A 16263-nucleotide genomic window follows, 5' to 3' on the forward strand; every position below is an offset into this window, starting at 1 on the left:
GGGTGGTCGGCGGGCAGGGTGGAGCGGGTGGAGCGAGGGGGCACAGAGAGGTCTCACGGGTCGGCGGCTCGGCGGGGGACCGGGCTCGGGAGCAGGGGAAGCGGCTATGTCACCAGGCGGGGGTGGGAGATCCGTCAGACGGGCCTCCGAAAGCGCTCCGAATAACAGTACGGTAACGAGCGGCGCGTGTCACGCCCGATCGTGTCCGTCTGTGATCGCTAGACCGCCTAGGAAGACGTCCCCGGCGCGTACTCGGGCGCATCCGGAAGGCCGAAGACGCGCTCGAGCGTCTCGATGCCGGAGTCGTGCAGGTACCCGGAGAGCTGGGTCCCGACGTACCGCAGGTGGTACGGCTCCGACTCGTACCCCGTGATCGGAGTGGTGTCGGGCTTGTAGCGCACGAGGAAGCCGAAGCGGTGGGCGTTGGCGCCGACCCACTGCCCCTCCGGAGTGTCGCCCCAGCAGATCTCGAGCGCGCACGCGCCCAACGCTCCCACCACGTCGACCGCCCAGCCGGTCTGGTGCTCGCTGTGCCCCGGGCGCGCACTCGTCGCATCCGCTCCCGCCTGTCCGCGCGAGGACACCCAGCCCGCGTAGACGCTGACCTGGGTGTCGTAGGAGCGGTAGGCGCTCTGCACGGCCAGTGAGAGGCCGGCCTCGGAGCGGGCGGCGGCGAAGAGCGGGACGAGGGCGTCCGCGGTCGCCTGGCGCATCGGCTGCCGGTTGACGTAGGGCACGTCGGGGAAGGTCAGGTCGGCGGGGACGTAGTCGACCGGCGCGAGCGTCCGCAGCTTGTTGACGACGACCCAGGTGCTCGCCGGGTCGTCGACGGACTGCGCGGTGAGGTCGATCCCGGGGGCGGTGGGAGTGGGTGTGGGAGTCGGAGTGGCGGTCGGCTCCGCTGTGGGCGCCGAAGTGGTCGCGGCCGCGGAGGGCGACGGAGCGGGCGGCGCCGTCGAGGGGGTCGGCGAGGGCGCCGGCGCTCCGTTCCCGATGGCGGCTCCGACCCCCAGCGCGGTCAGGCCCGCCGCGGCGGCCACACCCCCGATGACCAGGGCTCGGCGGCGGACGGGGCGCCCATCGGTCGGCTCGTTCTCGTTCGACGTCATCCTCCGAGCCTAGACAGACCCGTTCCTGCGCATCTGCTGAAGCACCGGCGATCGGTTCTGTCCACCCGTGCCCCTCCACGCGGGTCGCGCATATCCTCTAAGGATTCACATAAGCAGACCCCCTAGCTTGAGTGACAGCCACGACTCCGTGTGCGACCGCCCCCTCGGCCGCACGGCCCCCCACGGAGCCGTCGATGGAAGGACCCCATGCTCCGACCCCTCACCGCACCCTCCGTCCCTCTCGCCGCCCTCGCTCGGACGCTCGAGATCGGCGACGAGGGCGGCCTGACGGCCGAGATCAGCGGAGTGACGCTGATCGCCTCCGACGTCGAGCCCGGCGACCTCTTCGTCGCCCTGCCCGGGGTCAACCGCCACGGGGCCGAGTTCGTCGAGCAGGCCGTGGCCCGCGGCGCCTCCGCCGTGCTGACCGACACCGCGGGCGCCGATGCCGCGCGCGCGACGGGTCTGCCCGTCCTCGTGGTCGACGACCCCCGCTCCCGCCTGGGCGCCGTCGCCGCCGCCGTCTACGGGACGGCCGAGCGCTCCCCCGTGCTGCTCGGCGTGACCGGCACCAACGGCAAGACGTCGACCGTCCACATGCTCGAGGGGATCCTCCGCCAGCTCGGCGTCGTGCCCGGCCTCAGCTCGACCGCTGAGCGTCACATCGGCGACACCTCGGTGACCAGCGGCCTGACCACCCCGGAGGCGACGGAGCTGCACGCGCTCGTCGCCCGCATGGAGGAGGAGGGCGTCGGCGCGGCCGCGATCGAGGTCAGCGCCCAGGCGCTCACCCGCCACCGCGTCGACGGCGTGGTCTTCGACGTCGCCGGCTTCACGAACCTCAGCCACGACCACCTCGACGACTACGGCGACATGGACACCTACTTCGGCGAGAAGGCCCAGCTGTTCCAGCCCGATCGCGCGCGCCGGGCCGTCGTCTCGCTCGACTCCCCCGCGGGCGCGCGCCTCGTCGAGGTCGCCGGCGTGCCGGTCACCACGATCACCTCCCTCCCGGGCGTCGACGCCGACTGGACCGTGACGGTGCTCGAGCAGGAGTTCGGCCGCACCCGCTTCCGGGTCGGCAACCGCGAGGGCCGTGCCATCACGACCTCCGTCCCGATCATCGGCACCCACATGGCCGCCAACGCCGGACTGGCGATCGTGATGCTGATCGAGTCCGGTCGGCCGATCGGCGAGATCCGCGCCGCGCTGCACCGCGACGGCGGAGTGGACGCCTCCCTCCCCGGCCGCACCGAGCGCGTCTCCGGCGACCGCGGCCCCACGGTGTACGTCGACTTCGGACACAGCGCCGACGCCTTCGCCCGCACCTTGGAGGCCGTCCGCGAGGTCACTCCCGGCCGCGTGGTCATGGTGTTCGGCGCCGACGGCGACCGGGACGCGCTCAAGCGCCCGGCCATGGCCGGAGCCGCCGTCCTGGGCAGCGACGTGCTGTTCGTCACCGACCACCACCCGCGCTTCGAGGACCCGGCCTCGATCCGGCGCACCCTCGTCGACGCCGCCCGCGCCGCCCGTCCGGACGCCGAGATCCACGAGGTCGACGACCCCAAGCGCGCCATCCGCGTCGCCGTCTCCCTGGCGCACGAGGGCGACGCCATCCTCTGGGCCGGTCCTGGGCACCAGAACTACCGCGACATCCTCGGCGTGCGCACGCCGTACTCTGCCCGAGCCGAGGCCCGCGCAGCGCTCCGTGAGGCCGGCTGGGCGGACGAGGCGGTCCCCGCTCCGGCCTGATGCACGGCCCCGGCACGGCGGCCCTGAGATCCCGTTCAGGCTCGCCGGACGCTCTGTCGCGCTCTCCGCACGCGGTGTAACTTTGCGCAGCACGCAACGTTTGCGGCGGATCGCCGTGCCTGGACGCGTCCGCCAGACAAGGGGACCACCGTGGCCGACTCCGCCTCCGCTCCATCCGCTCCGACCTCGACGCCGTCCGGCGCCGTGATGTCGCACCGGCAGATCCTGTTCGTCATCTTCGGCCTGATGGCGGGGATGTTCCTCTCCTCGCTCGACCAGACCATCGTCGGCACCTCGATGCGCACCATCGCGGACGACCTCGACGGCCTCTCGCAGCAGGCGTGGGTGACCACCGCCTACCTGATCGTCTCGACGATCGCGACGCCGATCTACGGCAAGCTCTCCGACATCTTCGGACGCCGCCCGCTCTACCTGATCGCGATCGTGCTGTTCCTGATCGGCTCGACGCTCGCCGGCTTCTCGACCTCGATGCTCGGCCTCGCGGGCTTCCGCGCCGTGCAGGGCCTCGGCGCCGGCGGACTCATGTCGCTCGCGCTCACGGTGATGGGCGACATCCTGCCCCCGCGCGAGCGCGCCAAGTACCAGGGCTACTTCCTGGCCGTCTTCGGGATCTCCAGCGTCGTCGGACCGCTCATCGGCGGCCTGCTCGCCGGCACCCCCGAGATCCTCTTCATCACCGGCTGGCGCTGGGTCTTCCTGATCAACCTCCCGATCGGCGCCGTCGCGCTCTTCATCGTCGTGCGGTTCCTCCACCTGCCCAAGCCCGCCGGCAAGCGCTCGGTGCGGATCGACTGGTGGGGCGCCTCCCTCGTCGTCATCGCCGCGGGACCGCTGCTGCTGATCGCCGAGCAGGGCCGCGAGTGGGGCTGGGGCTCGCCGATCGCGTGGGTCTGCTACATCGTCGGCGCGCTGGGCATCATCGGCTTCATCGCGGCCGAGCGGATGATGGGCGACGACGCGCTCATCCCCCTCAAGCTCTTCCGCTCGCCGACCTTCTCGATGGCGACCGTGCTGGGCGTCCTCGTCGGCTTCGGCATGTTCGGCGGCATGATGGCGATCCCGCTGTACCTGCAGCTGGTGAACGGCGCCACGCCGACCGAGTCCGGCTTCCTGATGCTGCCGATGATCCTCGGCCTGATGATCGCCTCGATCGTCTCGGGTCAGATCATCTCGCGCACGGGCCGCTACCGCGCCTTCCCGATCGTCGGCACGTTCCTGATGTCGGCCGCGTTCTTCTACTTCACCTTCGTGACGATCGACAAGCCGGTGATCTTCATGATGGGCGGGATGCTGATGCTGGGCCTCGGGCTCGGGCAGATGATGCAGACCCTCACCCTGGCCTCGCAGAACTCGGTCGACGTGGCGAACATGGGAGTCGCTACCAGCGCCTCCACGTTCTTCCGCCAGATCGGCGGCACCCTGGGCACCGCCGTGATCTTCTCGGTGCTGTTCAGCCGGATCCCCGACACCATCGCCGCGGCCTTCAAGAACCCGGCGCTCGCGGCGGATCTGCAGCGGGCCGCCACCGACCCCGCCGTCGCCGCGGACCCGGCCAACGCCGGGATCCTGAAGCTGCTGCAGTCGCAGGACACCGCCGCGATCGGCTCCGCGCTCGACGGGGACACGTCGTTCCTGAACACCGCGGACCGCGCCCTGTCGGCCCCGTTCCTGACCGGGTTCAACGACGCGACCGTGACCGTGTTCCAGGTCGCGCTGGGCGTGGTCCTGCTGGCCTTCGTGCTCTCGTGGTTCCTCAAGACCCCGCCGCTGCGCGCGAAGTCGGCCATGCAGGAGGCGCACGACCTCGCGGCCGAGGACAGCGCGGAGGAGCTGCGCCGCACGGACCCGCAGCTGGCCGCGCGCGCCGGGGCCGACCTGGCCGCGGGCAGCATCGAGCCGGACGTCCGGACGGACTCGATCCGCACCGCTCCTCCACGCGACGGGCACGGCGCCCACCGAGCCTGATCGGGAAGCGCCGACGGACCGCGTCCTGCGCTCCGCTCCTCCCCTCCGAGGCGCCGCCTCCGCCGTCCGGACACCGCCCTCACCGCGGTGTCCGGACGGGGAGGCGGCGCCTCGCGGTCGTCCGGGGCGCGATGTCCCGCGTTCCGGAGCGAGAGAGCGCTCCACCGAGGCTCTAGGATGGTCGGACCGCTGCCGAAGGAGTCCGCAATGAGCGCCGCCCCCACCCCCTCCCCCGCGACCCCGAGCCTCTCGGAGCAGATCGCCCGCGCCGACCGGCTCGCCGTCCGCGACTGGCCCGCCGGCTTCCTCTGGGGATCCGCGACCGCTGCCGCCCAGATCGAGGGCGCCGGCCACGAGGGCGGCAAGGAGGACAGCATCTGGGACGCGTTCTCCCGCGTCCCCGGAGCGGTCGCGAAGGGCGACACCCCCGAGGTCGCGGTGGACCACTACCACCGGATGCCGGCGGACGTGCGGCTGATGAAGGAGCTGGGGCTCGGCTCCTACCGCTTCTCGGTCAGCTGGGCGCGCGTGAAGCCGGGCGACCGCGCCGTGAACCCCGAGGGCCTCGACTTCTACTCCCGCCTGGTCGACGAGCTGCTCGGCGCCGGCGTGCTGCCGTGGCTCACCCTCTACCACTGGGACCTCCCGCAGGCCGTCGAGGAGACCGGCGGCTGGGCGAACCGCGACACCGCCGAGCGCTTCCGGGACTACGCCGAGGCCGTCTACGAGAGCCTCGGCGACCGGGTGCAGCACTGGACGACGTTCAACGAGCCGTTCTGCTCGACCCTGCTCTCCTACGGGGCGGGCGTGCACGCCCCCGGCGTGATCTCGCAGCAGAAGGCCCTCGCCGCCGTGCACCACACGCACCTCGCCCACGGGCTGGCCGTCTCGACGCTCCGGCAGCTCGGAGCGCAGAACCTGGGCATCACGCTCAACCTCTCGAACGCCGTCCCCGACGACCCCGAGGACGAGGCCGACCTCGACGCCGCACGCCGCTTCGACGCCCTCCAGAACCGGATCTTCCTCGACCCGCTGCTGCGCGGCGAGTACCCCGAGGACCTGCTCGAGGACGTCGCCGGGCTCGGGCTCGACGAGCTGATCGTCGACGGCGACCTCGATCTCATCTCGCTCCCGCTCGACTTCCTCGGCGTGAACCACTACCACGACGACAACGTCTCGGCGCATCCGCTGCCGGCCGGAGCCGACGACTTCGCCCAGGCGACCGACCGCGAGGTCGGCTCCCCCTGGGTCGGCTCCGAGTTCATCACCTTCCCGTCGCGAGGGCTGCCGCGCACCGCGATGGACTGGGAGGTGAACCCCGACGGGCTGCGCTACCTGCTGACCCGCCTGGGCCTGGAGTACGAGAACCTCCCTCCGCTCTACGTGACCGAGAACGGCGCCGCCTACGACGACGTCGTCGAGGACGGCCGCGTGCACGACGCGGACCGCACGCAGTACGTGCTCGACCACGTCGAGAAGGTCGCCGACGCGATCGACCAGGGCGCCGACGTCCGCGGCTACTTCGTGTGGTCCCTCCTCGACAACTACGAGTGGGCCTGGGGCTACGAGAAGCGCTTCGGCGTCGTGCGCGTCGACTACGGCACGCAGGAGCGGATCGTGAAGGACTCGGGCCTGGTCTACTCCCGACTGCTCGGCGGCAGCGCCGCGGCGATCCTGGACTGACCCGTGAGCGAGCCGACGGGCGTCCGCGGCGGGGGCCGCTCCCCCACCCTCGAGATGGTCGCGGCGCGGGCCGGAGTCTCGCGCGCGACGGTCTCGCGGGTGGTCAACGGCGCCCCGCAGGTGGCGGCCGAGATCGTGGCCGCCGTCGAGAAGGCGATCGGCGAGCTCGACTACGTGCCCAATCACGCGGCGCGGATGCTCGCCTCGCGGCGCACGCAGTCGATCGCGCTGATCGTGCCGGAGTCGACCGCGCGCGTCTTCGCGGACCCGTTCTTCGCCTCGATCGTGCAGGGCGCCGCGATGCGCCTGGCCGACACGGACTACACGCTCTCGATGCTGATCGCGTCCGAGACGGACGGCGAGAAGACGCGGCGGTACCTGCTCGGCGGCAACGTCGACGGCGCGCTCGTGGTCTCGCACCACTCGGGCGACCACTCCTACGCGGCGCTCTCGGGCACGCTGCCGATCGTCTTCGGCGGCCGACCGCTCTCGCCCGACGAGCGCGGCTCCTACTTCGTCGACGTGGACAACACGGAAGGTGCCGCCGTCGCCACCGCGCACCTGATCGAGCGCGGCCGGCGCCGGATCGCGACCATCGCGGGCCCCGCCGACATGCCGCCGGGCGTCGACCGCCTGATCGGCTGGCGCGGCGCGCTCACCGACGCCGGCCTCGCCGACGACCTCGTCGAGTGGGGAGACTTCTCGCCGGCGAGCGGCACCGAGGCGATGCGCCGCCTCCTCGCCCGCGACCCCGACCTGGACGGCGTCTTCGCCGCGAACGACCAGATGGCGGTCGGCGCCTACGCCGCCCTCCGCGAGGCCGGCCGCCGGATCCCCGAGGACGTGTCCGTCGTGGGCTTCGACGACGATCTCTTCGCGCGGAACGCCGTCCCCGCGCTGACCACCGTTCGCCAGCTCCCCGACGAGCTCGGCGCCCGCATGGTGGAGCTGCTGACCGCCCGCATCGAGGGGCTCCCCGTGGAGCACCGCACGCTGATGCCGACGTCGCTGGTCGTCCGCGCCAGCAGCTGACCCCGGCCCGCGACTGTCCAGGAGTCGTCGCAGTCGACGCCGAGTGCGACTACTCCTGCGTAGTCGGAGGGCTCCGCGTGCTCGATCGGATGCGGACCGGCGGGCGGATCCGGACGGTGGGGCGGACGCGGGCGGCGGGGCGGGGATGGACGAGCGGGTCGATCCGTCGACGGGGTGCGTCACGGTCGCCAGCCGTGGGCGACGAGAGCGGCACGGAGCTCGGCGATCGTGCGCGCCCTGCCCCGGGTCAGACCCTCCGCGCGGACGACCACGACGATCCAGCCCGCGAGGTGCAGGGCCAGGAGCCGTTCACGATCGCGTGAGAACTGCGCGTCGTCCGTCCGGTGCTGGCCGCCGTCGTACTCCGCCACCACCTTCCACCGTTCGAAGACCAGATCGCCGACCGCGAGCAGTCGGCCGCCGATCCTGATCTCGGCGTTCACGTCGGGCGCGGGCAGTCCCGCCTCCTCGACGAGAGCGCGGAGCCAGGTCTCCCTCCGCGAGGCGGCTCCGGTCGATGCCAGCCGCAGAGCCTCAGCCAGGCCGCGTCGGCCCCGGCCCCGATGGGAGGCCAGGCGGTCCTGCAGCTCGTGAAGCCGGACATGGGGACGCGGATCGTCCCGGCGCGGGTAGCGCGGCTCGAACAGGAGGTGGTCCGTCGCCGCGAGGAGATCGCGGGCGGACAGCAGTGGCGCGAGCGCGATCCACGTCGACACCGCTCCCGTCACCGGCAGGCCGTGCCGCTCGACCCTGTCCGTCTCCGTGAGGGTGTGGCCGATCACACCCCGGGTCCTGGGGGGCCGGTGCGGCGTCGTCGCCGACACGTGGATCGGATCGTCCTCGCCGGGTCGCGCCGGGAGCGGCACTCCCCAGGCTTCGGCCGCGGTCAGGTGGGAGAAGAGCTGCCAGGGCCGCAGCCGCGGCAGATAGGCGACGGCTCGTTCCAGGTGCGTGACGGGCGCCACCCGGGTGCTCACTCCGTGGAAGGGGCTGGCCAGGGCGGGAGTGCGCAGCCGGGCGTCCGTCATCCCGGCGCGGAGTGCCGCTCGCCGGGTGAAGGCTCCGAGGTCGGTGCTGGACATGCCGCGATTCTGGGGGTCCGTGATCCTCGTCCGTCTCCCGCGATCCGCATTCTGTGGACGAACCCCTGATCCCGCACCTGGGGAGGCGCGCCTCCCACCACGACTGTCCAGGAGTTGTCGCAGTCGGCGTCGAGTGCGACAACTCCTGGACAGTCGGAGCGATCGATGTCGAGTGCGACACCTTCTGGACAGTGGGAGCGACCGACCTCGACACGTCTGAGGAGTCGAGAGGGCCCGCGTCAGAGGAAGAGCGGCGCCGGGTCGAGGGCGGCGAAGCGTCGGCGCATGACGGCGACCGCGTCGGCGTGCTCGTCGACGAGGACGAAGCGGCGGCCGAGAGCGTGCGCGACGGCGCCGGTCGTGCCGGAACCGGCGAAGAAGTCGAGGACGGCGTCGCCCTCGCGGCTGGACGCCTGCACGATGCGGCGGAGGATCCCCTCCGGCTTCTGCGTCGGGTACCCGGTCTTCTCGCGGCCTGTCGGCGAGACGATCGTGTGCCACCACACGTCGGTCGGCCGCTTGCCGCGCTCGGCCTTCTCGGGGGTCACCAGGCCCGGGGCCATGTACGGCTCGCGGTCCACGGCGGCGGAGTCGAAGTGGTAGCCGCGCGGGTCCTTCACATAGACGAGGATCGTGTCGTGCTTGGTCGGCCAGCGGCGCGTGGCCTTCGCTCCGTAGTCGTAGGCCCAGATGATCTCGTTGAGGAAGCACTCGCGGCCGAAGAGCGCGTCGAGCAGCACCTTCGCGTAGTGCGCCTCGCGGTAGTCGAGGTGGAGGTAGAGGGTGCCGTCGTCGGCGAGGAGCCGCCACGCCTCGGCCAGACGCGGCTCGAGGAACGACCAGTAGTCGTCGAAGCGGTCGTCGTAGCGGAGCAGGTCGCCGCGGATCCGCTCGTAGCTGCGCCCCTTGAAGCCGGCGATCGTGCCTGTGGTGGAGCGCACCGAGGTGGTCGAGGTGCGCACCTGCGCCCGGCCCGTGTTGAACGGCGGGTCGAGGTAGACGACGGTGAAAGCGCCGTCGGCCAGCTGCGGCAGGACCTCGAGGTTGTCGGCGTGGAACACCGCGCTCCGCGACTCCGGGACGCCGTCCGCGATCTGGATCGTCCTGGGCACCCGGCAATTGTGCCAGTGCGCGCGAGCCCGGCGACACGCTCCGCGCCTCGCGCCCGGGCTCGACGGATGCCGGGGAGGCTCCGGCGTAGAGTGGCGCGATGATCTCCGAGGTGCGCCACGACGAGGACTCGTCCCGCTACACGCTCTGGCTCGACGGCGAGACCGTCGGAGTCGCGGACTACGCCGTCCGCGGCCGCGACGTGGTCTTCCTCCACACCGAGATCGCGCCCGAGCACCGCCACGATGGCCTCGGCGAGACCCTCGTCGAGGCGGCCCTCGACGACGCGCACGAGCGCTTCGGCGGGCGCATCGTCCCGGCCTGCCCGTTCGTCGCCGAGTTCATCGCCGAGCACCCGGACTACCAGGAGCTCCTCGCGAGCTGAGGGGCGCCCGCCGGACCGGTCCGCCGCGTTCCGCTCCGGGTCCACGCGCCGGCGACCGCCGCCCCGGACCCGCCGGTCAGGGGACGCGCCGCAGCCACTCCGGAGTCGAGTACTTCGTCCGCACCAGCTCCTCCGCCGCCGCGTACTCCTCCTCGGTCAGCGTCCCCGCCTCGCCGCCGTGCAGCTGCACGAAGGTCGCCTTCATCCGCTCGATGATCTCGGCGCGGCTGAGCCCGGTCTGGCTGCGAAGCGGGTCGACGCGCTTCACGGCGGAGGCGATGCCCTTGTCCGAGAGCTTCTCGCGGCCGATCCGCAGCACCTGCACCATCTTCTCGGCGTCGATGTCGTAGCTCATGGTCACGTGATGGAGGACGGCGCCGGAGCCCAGGCGCTTCTGCGCGGCGCCGCCGATCTTGCCCGAGGGCGAGGTGATGTCGTTGAGCGGCTGGTAGACCGCGTCGATCCCGAGCGACTGCAGCGCGCTGACGGCCCACTCGTCGAGGAAGGCGTAGGAGTCGGCGAAGGTCAGCCCCTGGACGAGGTCGCCGGGGACGTAGAGCGAGTACGTGACGACGCTGCCCGCCTCCATGAACATCGCGCCGCCGCCCGAGATGCGGCGGACCACGTCGACGCCGTACTTCGCCGCGTTGTCGAGGTCGACCTCGTTGCGGAGCGACTGGAAGCTGCCGATGACGACGGCGGGCTGGTCCCACTCCCAGATCCGCAGCGTCGGCTCCCGGCGGCCCTCGCCGACCGCGGCGGTCAGCACCTCGTCGAGCGCCAGGTGGGTCGCGGGAGGGACGGCCCGGTCGTGCACGATGCGCCAGTCGTAGTCGCGCCAGCTGGTCGCCTTCTGCAGCGAGCGGCGGATCGCGACCGCGACGGCCTCGGGCGTGAAGCCGAGCAGGACCGCGTCGGCCGGGAGCGCCTGCCGGATGGCGGCGGCGATGGACTTCGCGTCCGTCTCGGCCGGGAGGCCCACGACCGCGCGATCGATGTCGTCGAGGGCCGTGTCGGGCTCGAGGAAGAAGTCGCCCGCCAGGCGGAACCCGGCGAACCTCCCGTCGACCACGTCGAGGTCGACGACCACGAGCTTTCCGCCGGGGACCTTGTACTCGCCATGCATGACGCCAGCCTAGGCGCGAGCCGGGGCGGGGAAGCGCTCGCCCAGCCACTCCACGAGATCGGCCGTGACCTCGGCCCGGTTGAGCTCCTGGAACAGCTCGTGCCGCGCCTCCGGGTACACCCGCACCGAGACGTCCGTGTACCCGGCCCGCCGCCGGTAGGCCTGGGCGAGCGCGCGCACCGACCGCTCGCCGCCGAGGGTGTCGTCGGCGCCCACGACCAGCAGCAGGGGCAGCGGATGCTCGGGCCCGCGCTTCGGGCGGCCGACCAGCCGCAGGGTCTCGACCAGCCCGATCCGCTTCGCGAGCGGCGTGGTGAAGGTGAGGGGGTCGTCGTGGAAACGCTGCCAGACCTCCGGGTCGCGGGAGAGCCACTCGAGGCCGAGACCGCCGGCGACGCGGTGCCGCTTCGCCAGGTCGCCCGCGTTCATGTGCCACGGGAGGCGGTAGGCCGTGCCGCTCAGCACGAGCGCGCCGTAGGCGCCGGAGTGGTGGTCGACGATCCGCTGCGCCATGAGCGACCCCCAGGAGTGGCCGAGCAGCACGATCGGCACTCCCGGGCTCTCCTCCGCGAGCAGCTCCGTCAGCCGGAGGATCGCCGCCTCGGTCGCGCGCAGGCCGCCCGGCCCCAGCAGTCCGAGCCGGGAGGAGTCGCCGCCGTGCTGCTCGAGGCCGGTCCGGCCGTGCCCGCGGTGGTCGTCCGCCGCGACCGCGTACCCGGCGGCGACCAGCGCCTCCGCCAGCTCGACGTAGCGCCCCGAGTGCTCGCCGACCCCGTGGGCCAGCTGCACGATCGCGCGGGGCGAGGGGTGCGGCCACCAGCGGTAGTGGATGACGACGCCGGAGGCGTCCTGGAAGGTCCTGTCGACAGCGGCGCCGGTCATGGTGACCAGTGTGGCGCTCCGGCCGCTGGGCGCGAGGGACGCGCGGAGAACTGAGAAGATACTCACGATCCATCGGCGGGCGCCCTGCTCGCTACGGTGCCTCGCTACCTTTTCCCTTGACGAGCGACCCCCGCGACCGTCCCCCGACCCCCCCCTTCACGAGCGAGGCCAGCCCCTTCATGACCGTATCGCCCCTGATCTGGACCCTGACGATCGTCTTCATCGTCCTGCTCCTGCTCTTCGACTTCTTCTTCCACGTCCGGAAGGCCCACGAGCCCACGCTGAAGGAGTCGTCGATCTGGTCGGCGCTCTACGTCGGTATCGCCGTGCTCTTCGGGCTCGGCGTCCTCGTCTTCGGCGGAGCGACGCCCGGATCGGAGTACTTCGCGGGGTACATCACCGAGAAGGCCCTCTCGGTCGACAACCTGTTCGTCTTCCTCATCATCATGGCGAGCTTCAAGGTGCCCCGCGCCGACCAGCAGAAGGTGCTCCTCTTCGGCATCGTCTTCGCGCTGATCGCCCGCACCGGCTTCATCTTCCTCGGCGCCGCGCTGATCAACTCGTTCGCCTGGGTCTTCTACATCTTCGGCCTGATCCTGCTGCTGACCGCGTTCAACCTGGTCAAGCCGGGCGACGACCACTCCAGCGACAACGTGATGGTGCGCCTGGCCAAGCGGATCTTCAAGACGAGCGACCAGTACGACGGCGACAAGTTCTACACGCACATCGACGGCAAGAAGGTCCTCACGCCGATGATCCTCGTCATGGCGGCGATCGGCGGAACGGACATCCTGTTCGCCCTCGACAGCGTGCCGGCGATCTTCGGCCTCACCAGCGACGTGTACCTCGTCTTCACGGCGACCGCGTTCTCGCTGCTGGGCCTGCGCCAGCTGTACTTCCTCATCGACGGGCTGCTCGACCGCCTCGTCTACCTCAGCATCGGCCTCGCCGCGATCCTCGCCTTCATCGGCGTGAAGCTGATCCTGCACGCGCTCCACGAGAACAACCTGCCGTTCATCAACAACGGCGAGCACGTGGAGGTCTTCGAGATCGGCACCGGACTGTCGCTCTCGGTCATCATCGGCGTCCTCGTGATCACGGTGATCGCCTCCCTCGTCAGCCCCAAGGGCCGCCGCATGGCCGCCGAGGCCGCCGAGCGCCGCCGCGTTGCCGAGGCCGCGGGCGCGGACGTCGACGCGACGCACTGAGTCGTCTCGTGCGCCGCGAGGCGGCGCACCGCAGTCGGCTCTCCTAGGCGGTCGATTTCCCGAGAGCGGGTCCCGACCGCCTAGAACGATCCGCTGACACGCGGGTCGCTCGTTCGACGGGCCGTCTCGTGCGCCGCAGGGCGGCGCACCGCAGTCGGCTCCCACGGGTGGTCGGGTTCCCGAGAGCGGGTCCCGACCGCCTAGGAGGATCCGCTGACACGCGGATCCCCCGTTCGGCTCGACCGAGCACCGCACGCCGGTGCTCCGCAGTCAGCTCCCCTAGGCGCTCAGGTCCCCGAGAGCGGGTCTTGACCGCCGAGAACGTCCCGCCGGCTCGAGCGCGGACTCCGCTCGCGGAGGGTCAGCGGGCGCGGTAGCGGTGCTCCGGGCGGCCGGTGGTGCCGTAGCTGAGGGTCATCTCGACGAGGCCGCGGCCCGCGAGACCCGAGAGGTAGCGCTGGGCGGTGGCGCGCGAGATGCCGGCGCGCTCGGCCACCTCGAGGGCCGACAGCTCGGCGCCCGACTCGGCCAGGCGCGCCAGGACGAGCTGCTCGGTCGCCGAGCGCGAGGGCTGCGCGGCGGTCGCGTCGCCCGAGTGCAGGATGCGCAGGGCCCGCTCCACCGCCTCCTGATCGGCCGCGCGGTCCTCCCGCAGCACGTTCCGGAACCGCACGTACGCGTCGAGGCGCTCGCCGAGCAGGCGCGCCTCGAACGGCTTGATGAGGTACCCGAGCGCCCCCGCGTGCAGGGCGCGCCGCACCGTCGCCCCGTCGGAGGCGGCGCTCACGACGAACGCGTCGGTGTCGAGCTCGCGGAGCAGCGCGATCCCGCTCTGATCCGGCAGGTGCACGTCGAGCAGGAGCAGATCGGGCGCGTGCTCGGCGACGGCCGCCCGCGCCGCGCGCGCCGTGTGCACCGGAGGAAGGGCCGTCAGCCCCTGCCGCGCCTCGACCAGATCCGCGTGCAGCTGCGCGACCCGGAAGTCGTCGTCCACCACCAGCACCGTGCGCTCCCGCGCCGTGTCCGCGCTCATGACCCGTCCCCGTCCTGCTCCGGCGGCAGCACCGCTCCGGGGAGGCGCGCGCACAGCACGGCCCCCGACTCCGCTCCGCCGGCGTCCGCCAGCCAGACCTCGCCGCCGCGGCGGGCGGCCACCTCACGGCACAGCGGCAGGCCGAAGCCCCGACCGTGCACGCGTCCGTCGTCCTCGACGGGGTCGCCCGCGCCGGCCCGGTCGAACAGCGAGTCCGGATCGAGCACTCCGTCGCCGGAGTCGGCGACCGTCACGAAGAGCGCGTCGCCGTCGTCGAGCAGCTCGACCTCGACGAAGCGCACGTCCCGACGCCCCTCGACCGCCGCGCGCACCGCGTTGTCGACCAGGTTCCCGACCACCGTGGCGACGTCCTCCGGCTCGACGACGGTGCCGCGCACCAGCGTCTCCTCACCGAGCGTCAGCAGCACGCCGCGCTCGGCCGCCTCGATCCCCTTCGCGCCGACGAGCGCCTGGAGGTACGGCTCCTGCAGCCGGTCGGCGTGCTGCACCGGGTACTTGAGCGGGCCGCGGGTCAGCACCTCGTCGAGGTAGTCGCGCGCCGACGCGGTCCGCCCCGCATCCAGCAGGCCCGCGACCACGTGCAGGCGGTTGGCGAACTCGTGCCGCTGCACCCGGAGCGCGTTGGTCATCGCGCCGACCGCGTCGAGGCGCCGGCTCAGCGCGGCGAGGTCGGTGCGGTCGCGCAGCACCACCACCACGCCCAGGTCGCGGTCGCCGCGGGTCACCCGGCGGATGTCGACGTAGACGATGCGGGAACGGACGACGAAGCCCTCCTCGCCTCCGGGGCGGGGCGGTTCGACGGAGTCCAGCGCGGCGCCGATCGCATCGGCCAGCGGTACGGGGAGGTCGAGCGCCGCGAGCGGCCGCCCGTGCAGCGCCCGCCCGGTCGGGTCGTCGGAGCCGAGGATCGCGGCGGCCCGCGCATTGCAGACGCCGACGCGCCCGTCGCGGTCGAGCGCGAGCACGCCCTCGTCGACTCCGTCGAGCACGGCGGCCTGGTCCTGCACGAGCGAGGTGAGCTCCTCCGGGGCGAGGCCGAGCGTCAGGCGCAGCAGGCGGCGGCGGATGAAGACGGAGGCGACGGCGGCGAGCACCAGCCCGGCGAGCGCCGCGGCGAGGACGCCGAGCAGCGCGGTCGGCAGGTCGGTGAAGACGCTGGAGCGCGCGAAGCCGATGCTGACCTCCCCGACGACCCGCTGCTCCCCCGCGGCGAAGACCGGGACCTTGGCCCGTGCCGACTCGCCCAGCGTGCCGGTGCCCCACGAGACGCTCTCGCGCCCGGCGAGCGCCTCGTCGGGGCTGGTCGAGACCCGCTCGCCGAGGCGGTCCTCGTCGGGGTGGGCGAGGCGGATGCCCTGATCGTCGGTGATCACGACGAAGAGCGCGCCGGTGCGCTGCTCGACGGCGGCGGCGACGTCCTCGAGCGGTCCGCCGCGCAGCTCCGAGGCGGCGGGCGCGCCGGGCACGGCGGAGGACGCGGCGACCGCGTCCTGCACGTCGGGGTCCTCGGCGACGGTGCGGGCGATGGCGAGCGCCGTCCCCTCCGCCTCGCCGCGCAGCTGCTGGACGCTGAGCGCGGTGACGAGGCCGGCGCAGACCAGCACGGCGGCCGACACCGTGGCGAGCTGCAGGACCAGGACGTGGGTCGCGAAGCGCATCGGAGCCTCCTCGCCGTCGTCGTGCGCAGAATGCGCAGAAGCCACACTATGCGCAGATGTCGCCGTAATGAGCGATACCCCGGCGCCGGACGCGGAGCTGCCTAGGGTTTCCACCATCTCCCGGCCGGCTCTCCCGCCGAGCGCGGGCGGAGGCACTGGACGAAGGAGTCAGCTGTGTTGGTAGTACTCGGTTTCA

General features: G+C 72.4%; 13 protein-coding genes. 6 read left to right on the forward strand and 7 right to left on the reverse strand.

All coding sequences use genetic code 11. The annotated features are described in order from the left end of the window. Positions 1–227: 227 nt before the first annotated feature. Entirely contained in the window at positions 228–1109 is an 882-nt protein-coding gene (locus C5C71_RS10390) for a D-alanyl-D-alanine carboxypeptidase family protein (protein ID WP_104337641.1), read from the reverse strand. A 207-nt stretch (positions 1110–1316) separates the two neighbouring features. On the opposite strand from C5C71_RS10390, the gene C5C71_RS10395 reads away from it, so the two are divergent. From C5C71_RS10395 to C5C71_RS10410, 4 genes are all read left to right on the forward strand, one after another. Continuing rightward, the gene (locus C5C71_RS10395; protein WP_104337642.1) at positions 1317–2861 is read left to right on the forward strand and encodes a Mur ligase family protein; all 1545 of its coding nucleotides are present in this window, start codon (positions 1317–1319) and stop codon (positions 2859–2861) included. Between the two features lie 207 nt (positions 2862–3068). Continuing rightward, positions 3069–4847, forward strand: coding sequence for an MDR family MFS transporter (locus C5C71_RS10400; RefSeq protein ID WP_104337658.1), 1779 nt, complete (start codon positions 3069–3071; stop codon positions 4845–4847). A 207-nt stretch (positions 4848–5054) separates the two neighbouring features. Further along, positions 5055–6530 (forward strand): GH1 family beta-glucosidase, encoded by a 1476-nt coding sequence (locus tag C5C71_RS10405; RefSeq protein WP_104337643.1) that lies wholly within the window; start codon positions 5055–5057, stop codon positions 6528–6530. Positions 6531–6584: 54 nt separating this feature from the next. Then, a complete protein-coding gene (locus C5C71_RS10410) occupies positions 6585–7562 on the forward strand; it encodes a LacI family DNA-binding transcriptional regulator (RefSeq protein ID WP_104225165.1) in 978 nt (325 codons plus the stop codon). Between the two features lie 179 nt (positions 7563–7741). On the opposite strand, the gene C5C71_RS10415 is transcribed toward C5C71_RS10410, so the two are convergent. Beyond that, complete coding sequence (locus C5C71_RS10415) at positions 7742–8644, reverse strand: hypothetical protein (RefSeq protein ID WP_104337644.1); 903 nt, start codon at positions 8642–8644, stop codon at positions 7742–7744. 239 nt (positions 8645–8883) lie between these two features. Continuing rightward, on the reverse strand, positions 8884–9756 hold the full coding sequence (locus tag C5C71_RS10420; protein WP_104225160.1) for a site-specific DNA-methyltransferase: 873 nt from the start codon (positions 9754–9756) through the stop codon (positions 8884–8886). 98 nt (positions 9757–9854) lie between these two features. Here C5C71_RS10420 and C5C71_RS10425 point away from each other — a divergent pair, with 98 nt between their 5' ends. Next, positions 9855–10139, forward strand: a complete 285-nt coding sequence (locus C5C71_RS10425) for a GNAT family N-acetyltransferase (protein WP_104309856.1) — start codon at positions 9855–9857, stop codon at positions 10137–10139. A 76-nt stretch (positions 10140–10215) separates the two neighbouring features. Here C5C71_RS10425 and C5C71_RS10430 read toward each other — a convergent pair whose 3' ends face one another. Both C5C71_RS10430 and C5C71_RS10435 read right to left on the reverse strand, forming a co-directional pair. After that, on the reverse strand, positions 10216–11265 hold the full coding sequence (locus C5C71_RS10430; protein ID WP_104225162.1) for a biotin/lipoate A/B protein ligase family protein: 1050 nt from the start codon (positions 11263–11265) through the stop codon (positions 10216–10218). A 9-nt stretch (positions 11266–11274) separates the two neighbouring features. Next, a complete protein-coding gene (locus tag C5C71_RS10435; RefSeq protein WP_104337645.1) occupies positions 11275–12147 on the reverse strand; it encodes an alpha/beta fold hydrolase in 873 nt (290 codons plus the stop codon). A gap of 179 nt (positions 12148–12326) precedes the next feature. On the opposite strand from C5C71_RS10435, the gene C5C71_RS10440 reads away from it, so the two are divergent. Then, positions 12327–13355, forward strand: coding sequence for a TerC family protein (locus C5C71_RS10440; RefSeq protein WP_104223866.1), 1029 nt, complete (start codon positions 12327–12329; stop codon positions 13353–13355). Between the two features lie 361 nt (positions 13356–13716). Here the strand turns inward: C5C71_RS10440 and C5C71_RS10445 are convergent, their stop codons facing one another. Continuing rightward, positions 13717–14388, reverse strand: a complete 672-nt coding sequence (locus tag C5C71_RS10445) for a response regulator (protein ID WP_104223865.1) — start codon at positions 14386–14388, stop codon at positions 13717–13719. Continuing rightward, a complete protein-coding gene (locus C5C71_RS10450; protein WP_104337646.1) occupies positions 14385–16067 on the reverse strand; it encodes a sensor histidine kinase in 1683 nt (560 codons plus the stop codon). Before C5C71_RS10450 ends, C5C71_RS10445 begins: the two co-directional genes overlap by 4 nt. Between the last annotated feature and the right edge of the window lie 196 nt (positions 16068–16263).

It is taken from the genome of Rathayibacter sp. AY1C1, assembly GCF_002932105.1.
In the GTDB taxonomy this organism is placed as follows: Bacteria; Actinomycetota; Actinomycetes; order Actinomycetales; family Microbacteriaceae; genus Rathayibacter.

Bases quoted from the DNA above. Each gene is read 5' to 3' on its own strand.
- C5C71_RS10390 (WP_104337641.1), bottom strand. From the start codon at position 1,109: ATGACGTCGAACGAGAACGAGCCGACCGATGGGCGCCCCGTCCGCCGC.
- C5C71_RS10395 (WP_104337642.1), top strand. From the start codon at position 1,317: ATGCTCCGACCCCTCACCGCACCCTCCGTCCCTCTCGCCGCCCTCGCT.
- C5C71_RS10400 (WP_104337658.1), top strand. From the start codon at position 3,069: ATGTCGCACCGGCAGATCCTGTTCGTCATCTTCGGCCTGATGGCGGGG.
- C5C71_RS10405 (WP_104337643.1), top strand. From the start codon at position 5,055: ATGAGCGCCGCCCCCACCCCCTCCCCCGCGACCCCGAGCCTCTCGGAG.
- C5C71_RS10410 (WP_104225165.1), top strand. From the start codon at position 6,585: ATGGTCGCGGCGCGGGCCGGAGTCTCGCGCGCGACGGTCTCGCGGGTG.
- C5C71_RS10415 (WP_104337644.1), bottom strand. From the start codon at position 8,644: ATGTCCAGCACCGACCTCGGAGCCTTCACCCGGCGAGCGGCACTCCGC.
- C5C71_RS10425 (WP_104309856.1), top strand. From the start codon at position 9,855: ATGATCTCCGAGGTGCGCCACGACGAGGACTCGTCCCGCTACACGCTC.
- C5C71_RS10430 (WP_104225162.1), bottom strand. From the start codon at position 11,265: ATGCATGGCGAGTACAAGGTCCCCGGCGGAAAGCTCGTGGTCGTCGAC.
- C5C71_RS10435 (WP_104337645.1), bottom strand. From the start codon at position 12,147: ATGACCGGCGCCGCTGTCGACAGGACCTTCCAGGACGCCTCCGGCGTC.
- C5C71_RS10440 (WP_104223866.1), top strand. From the start codon at position 12,327: ATGACCGTATCGCCCCTGATCTGGACCCTGACGATCGTCTTCATCGTC.
- C5C71_RS10445 (WP_104223865.1), bottom strand. From the start codon at position 14,388: ATGAGCGCGGACACGGCGCGGGAGCGCACGGTGCTGGTGGTGGACGAC.
- C5C71_RS10450 (WP_104337646.1), bottom strand. From the start codon at position 16,067: ATGCGCTTCGCGACCCACGTCCTGGTCCTGCAGCTCGCCACGGTGTCG.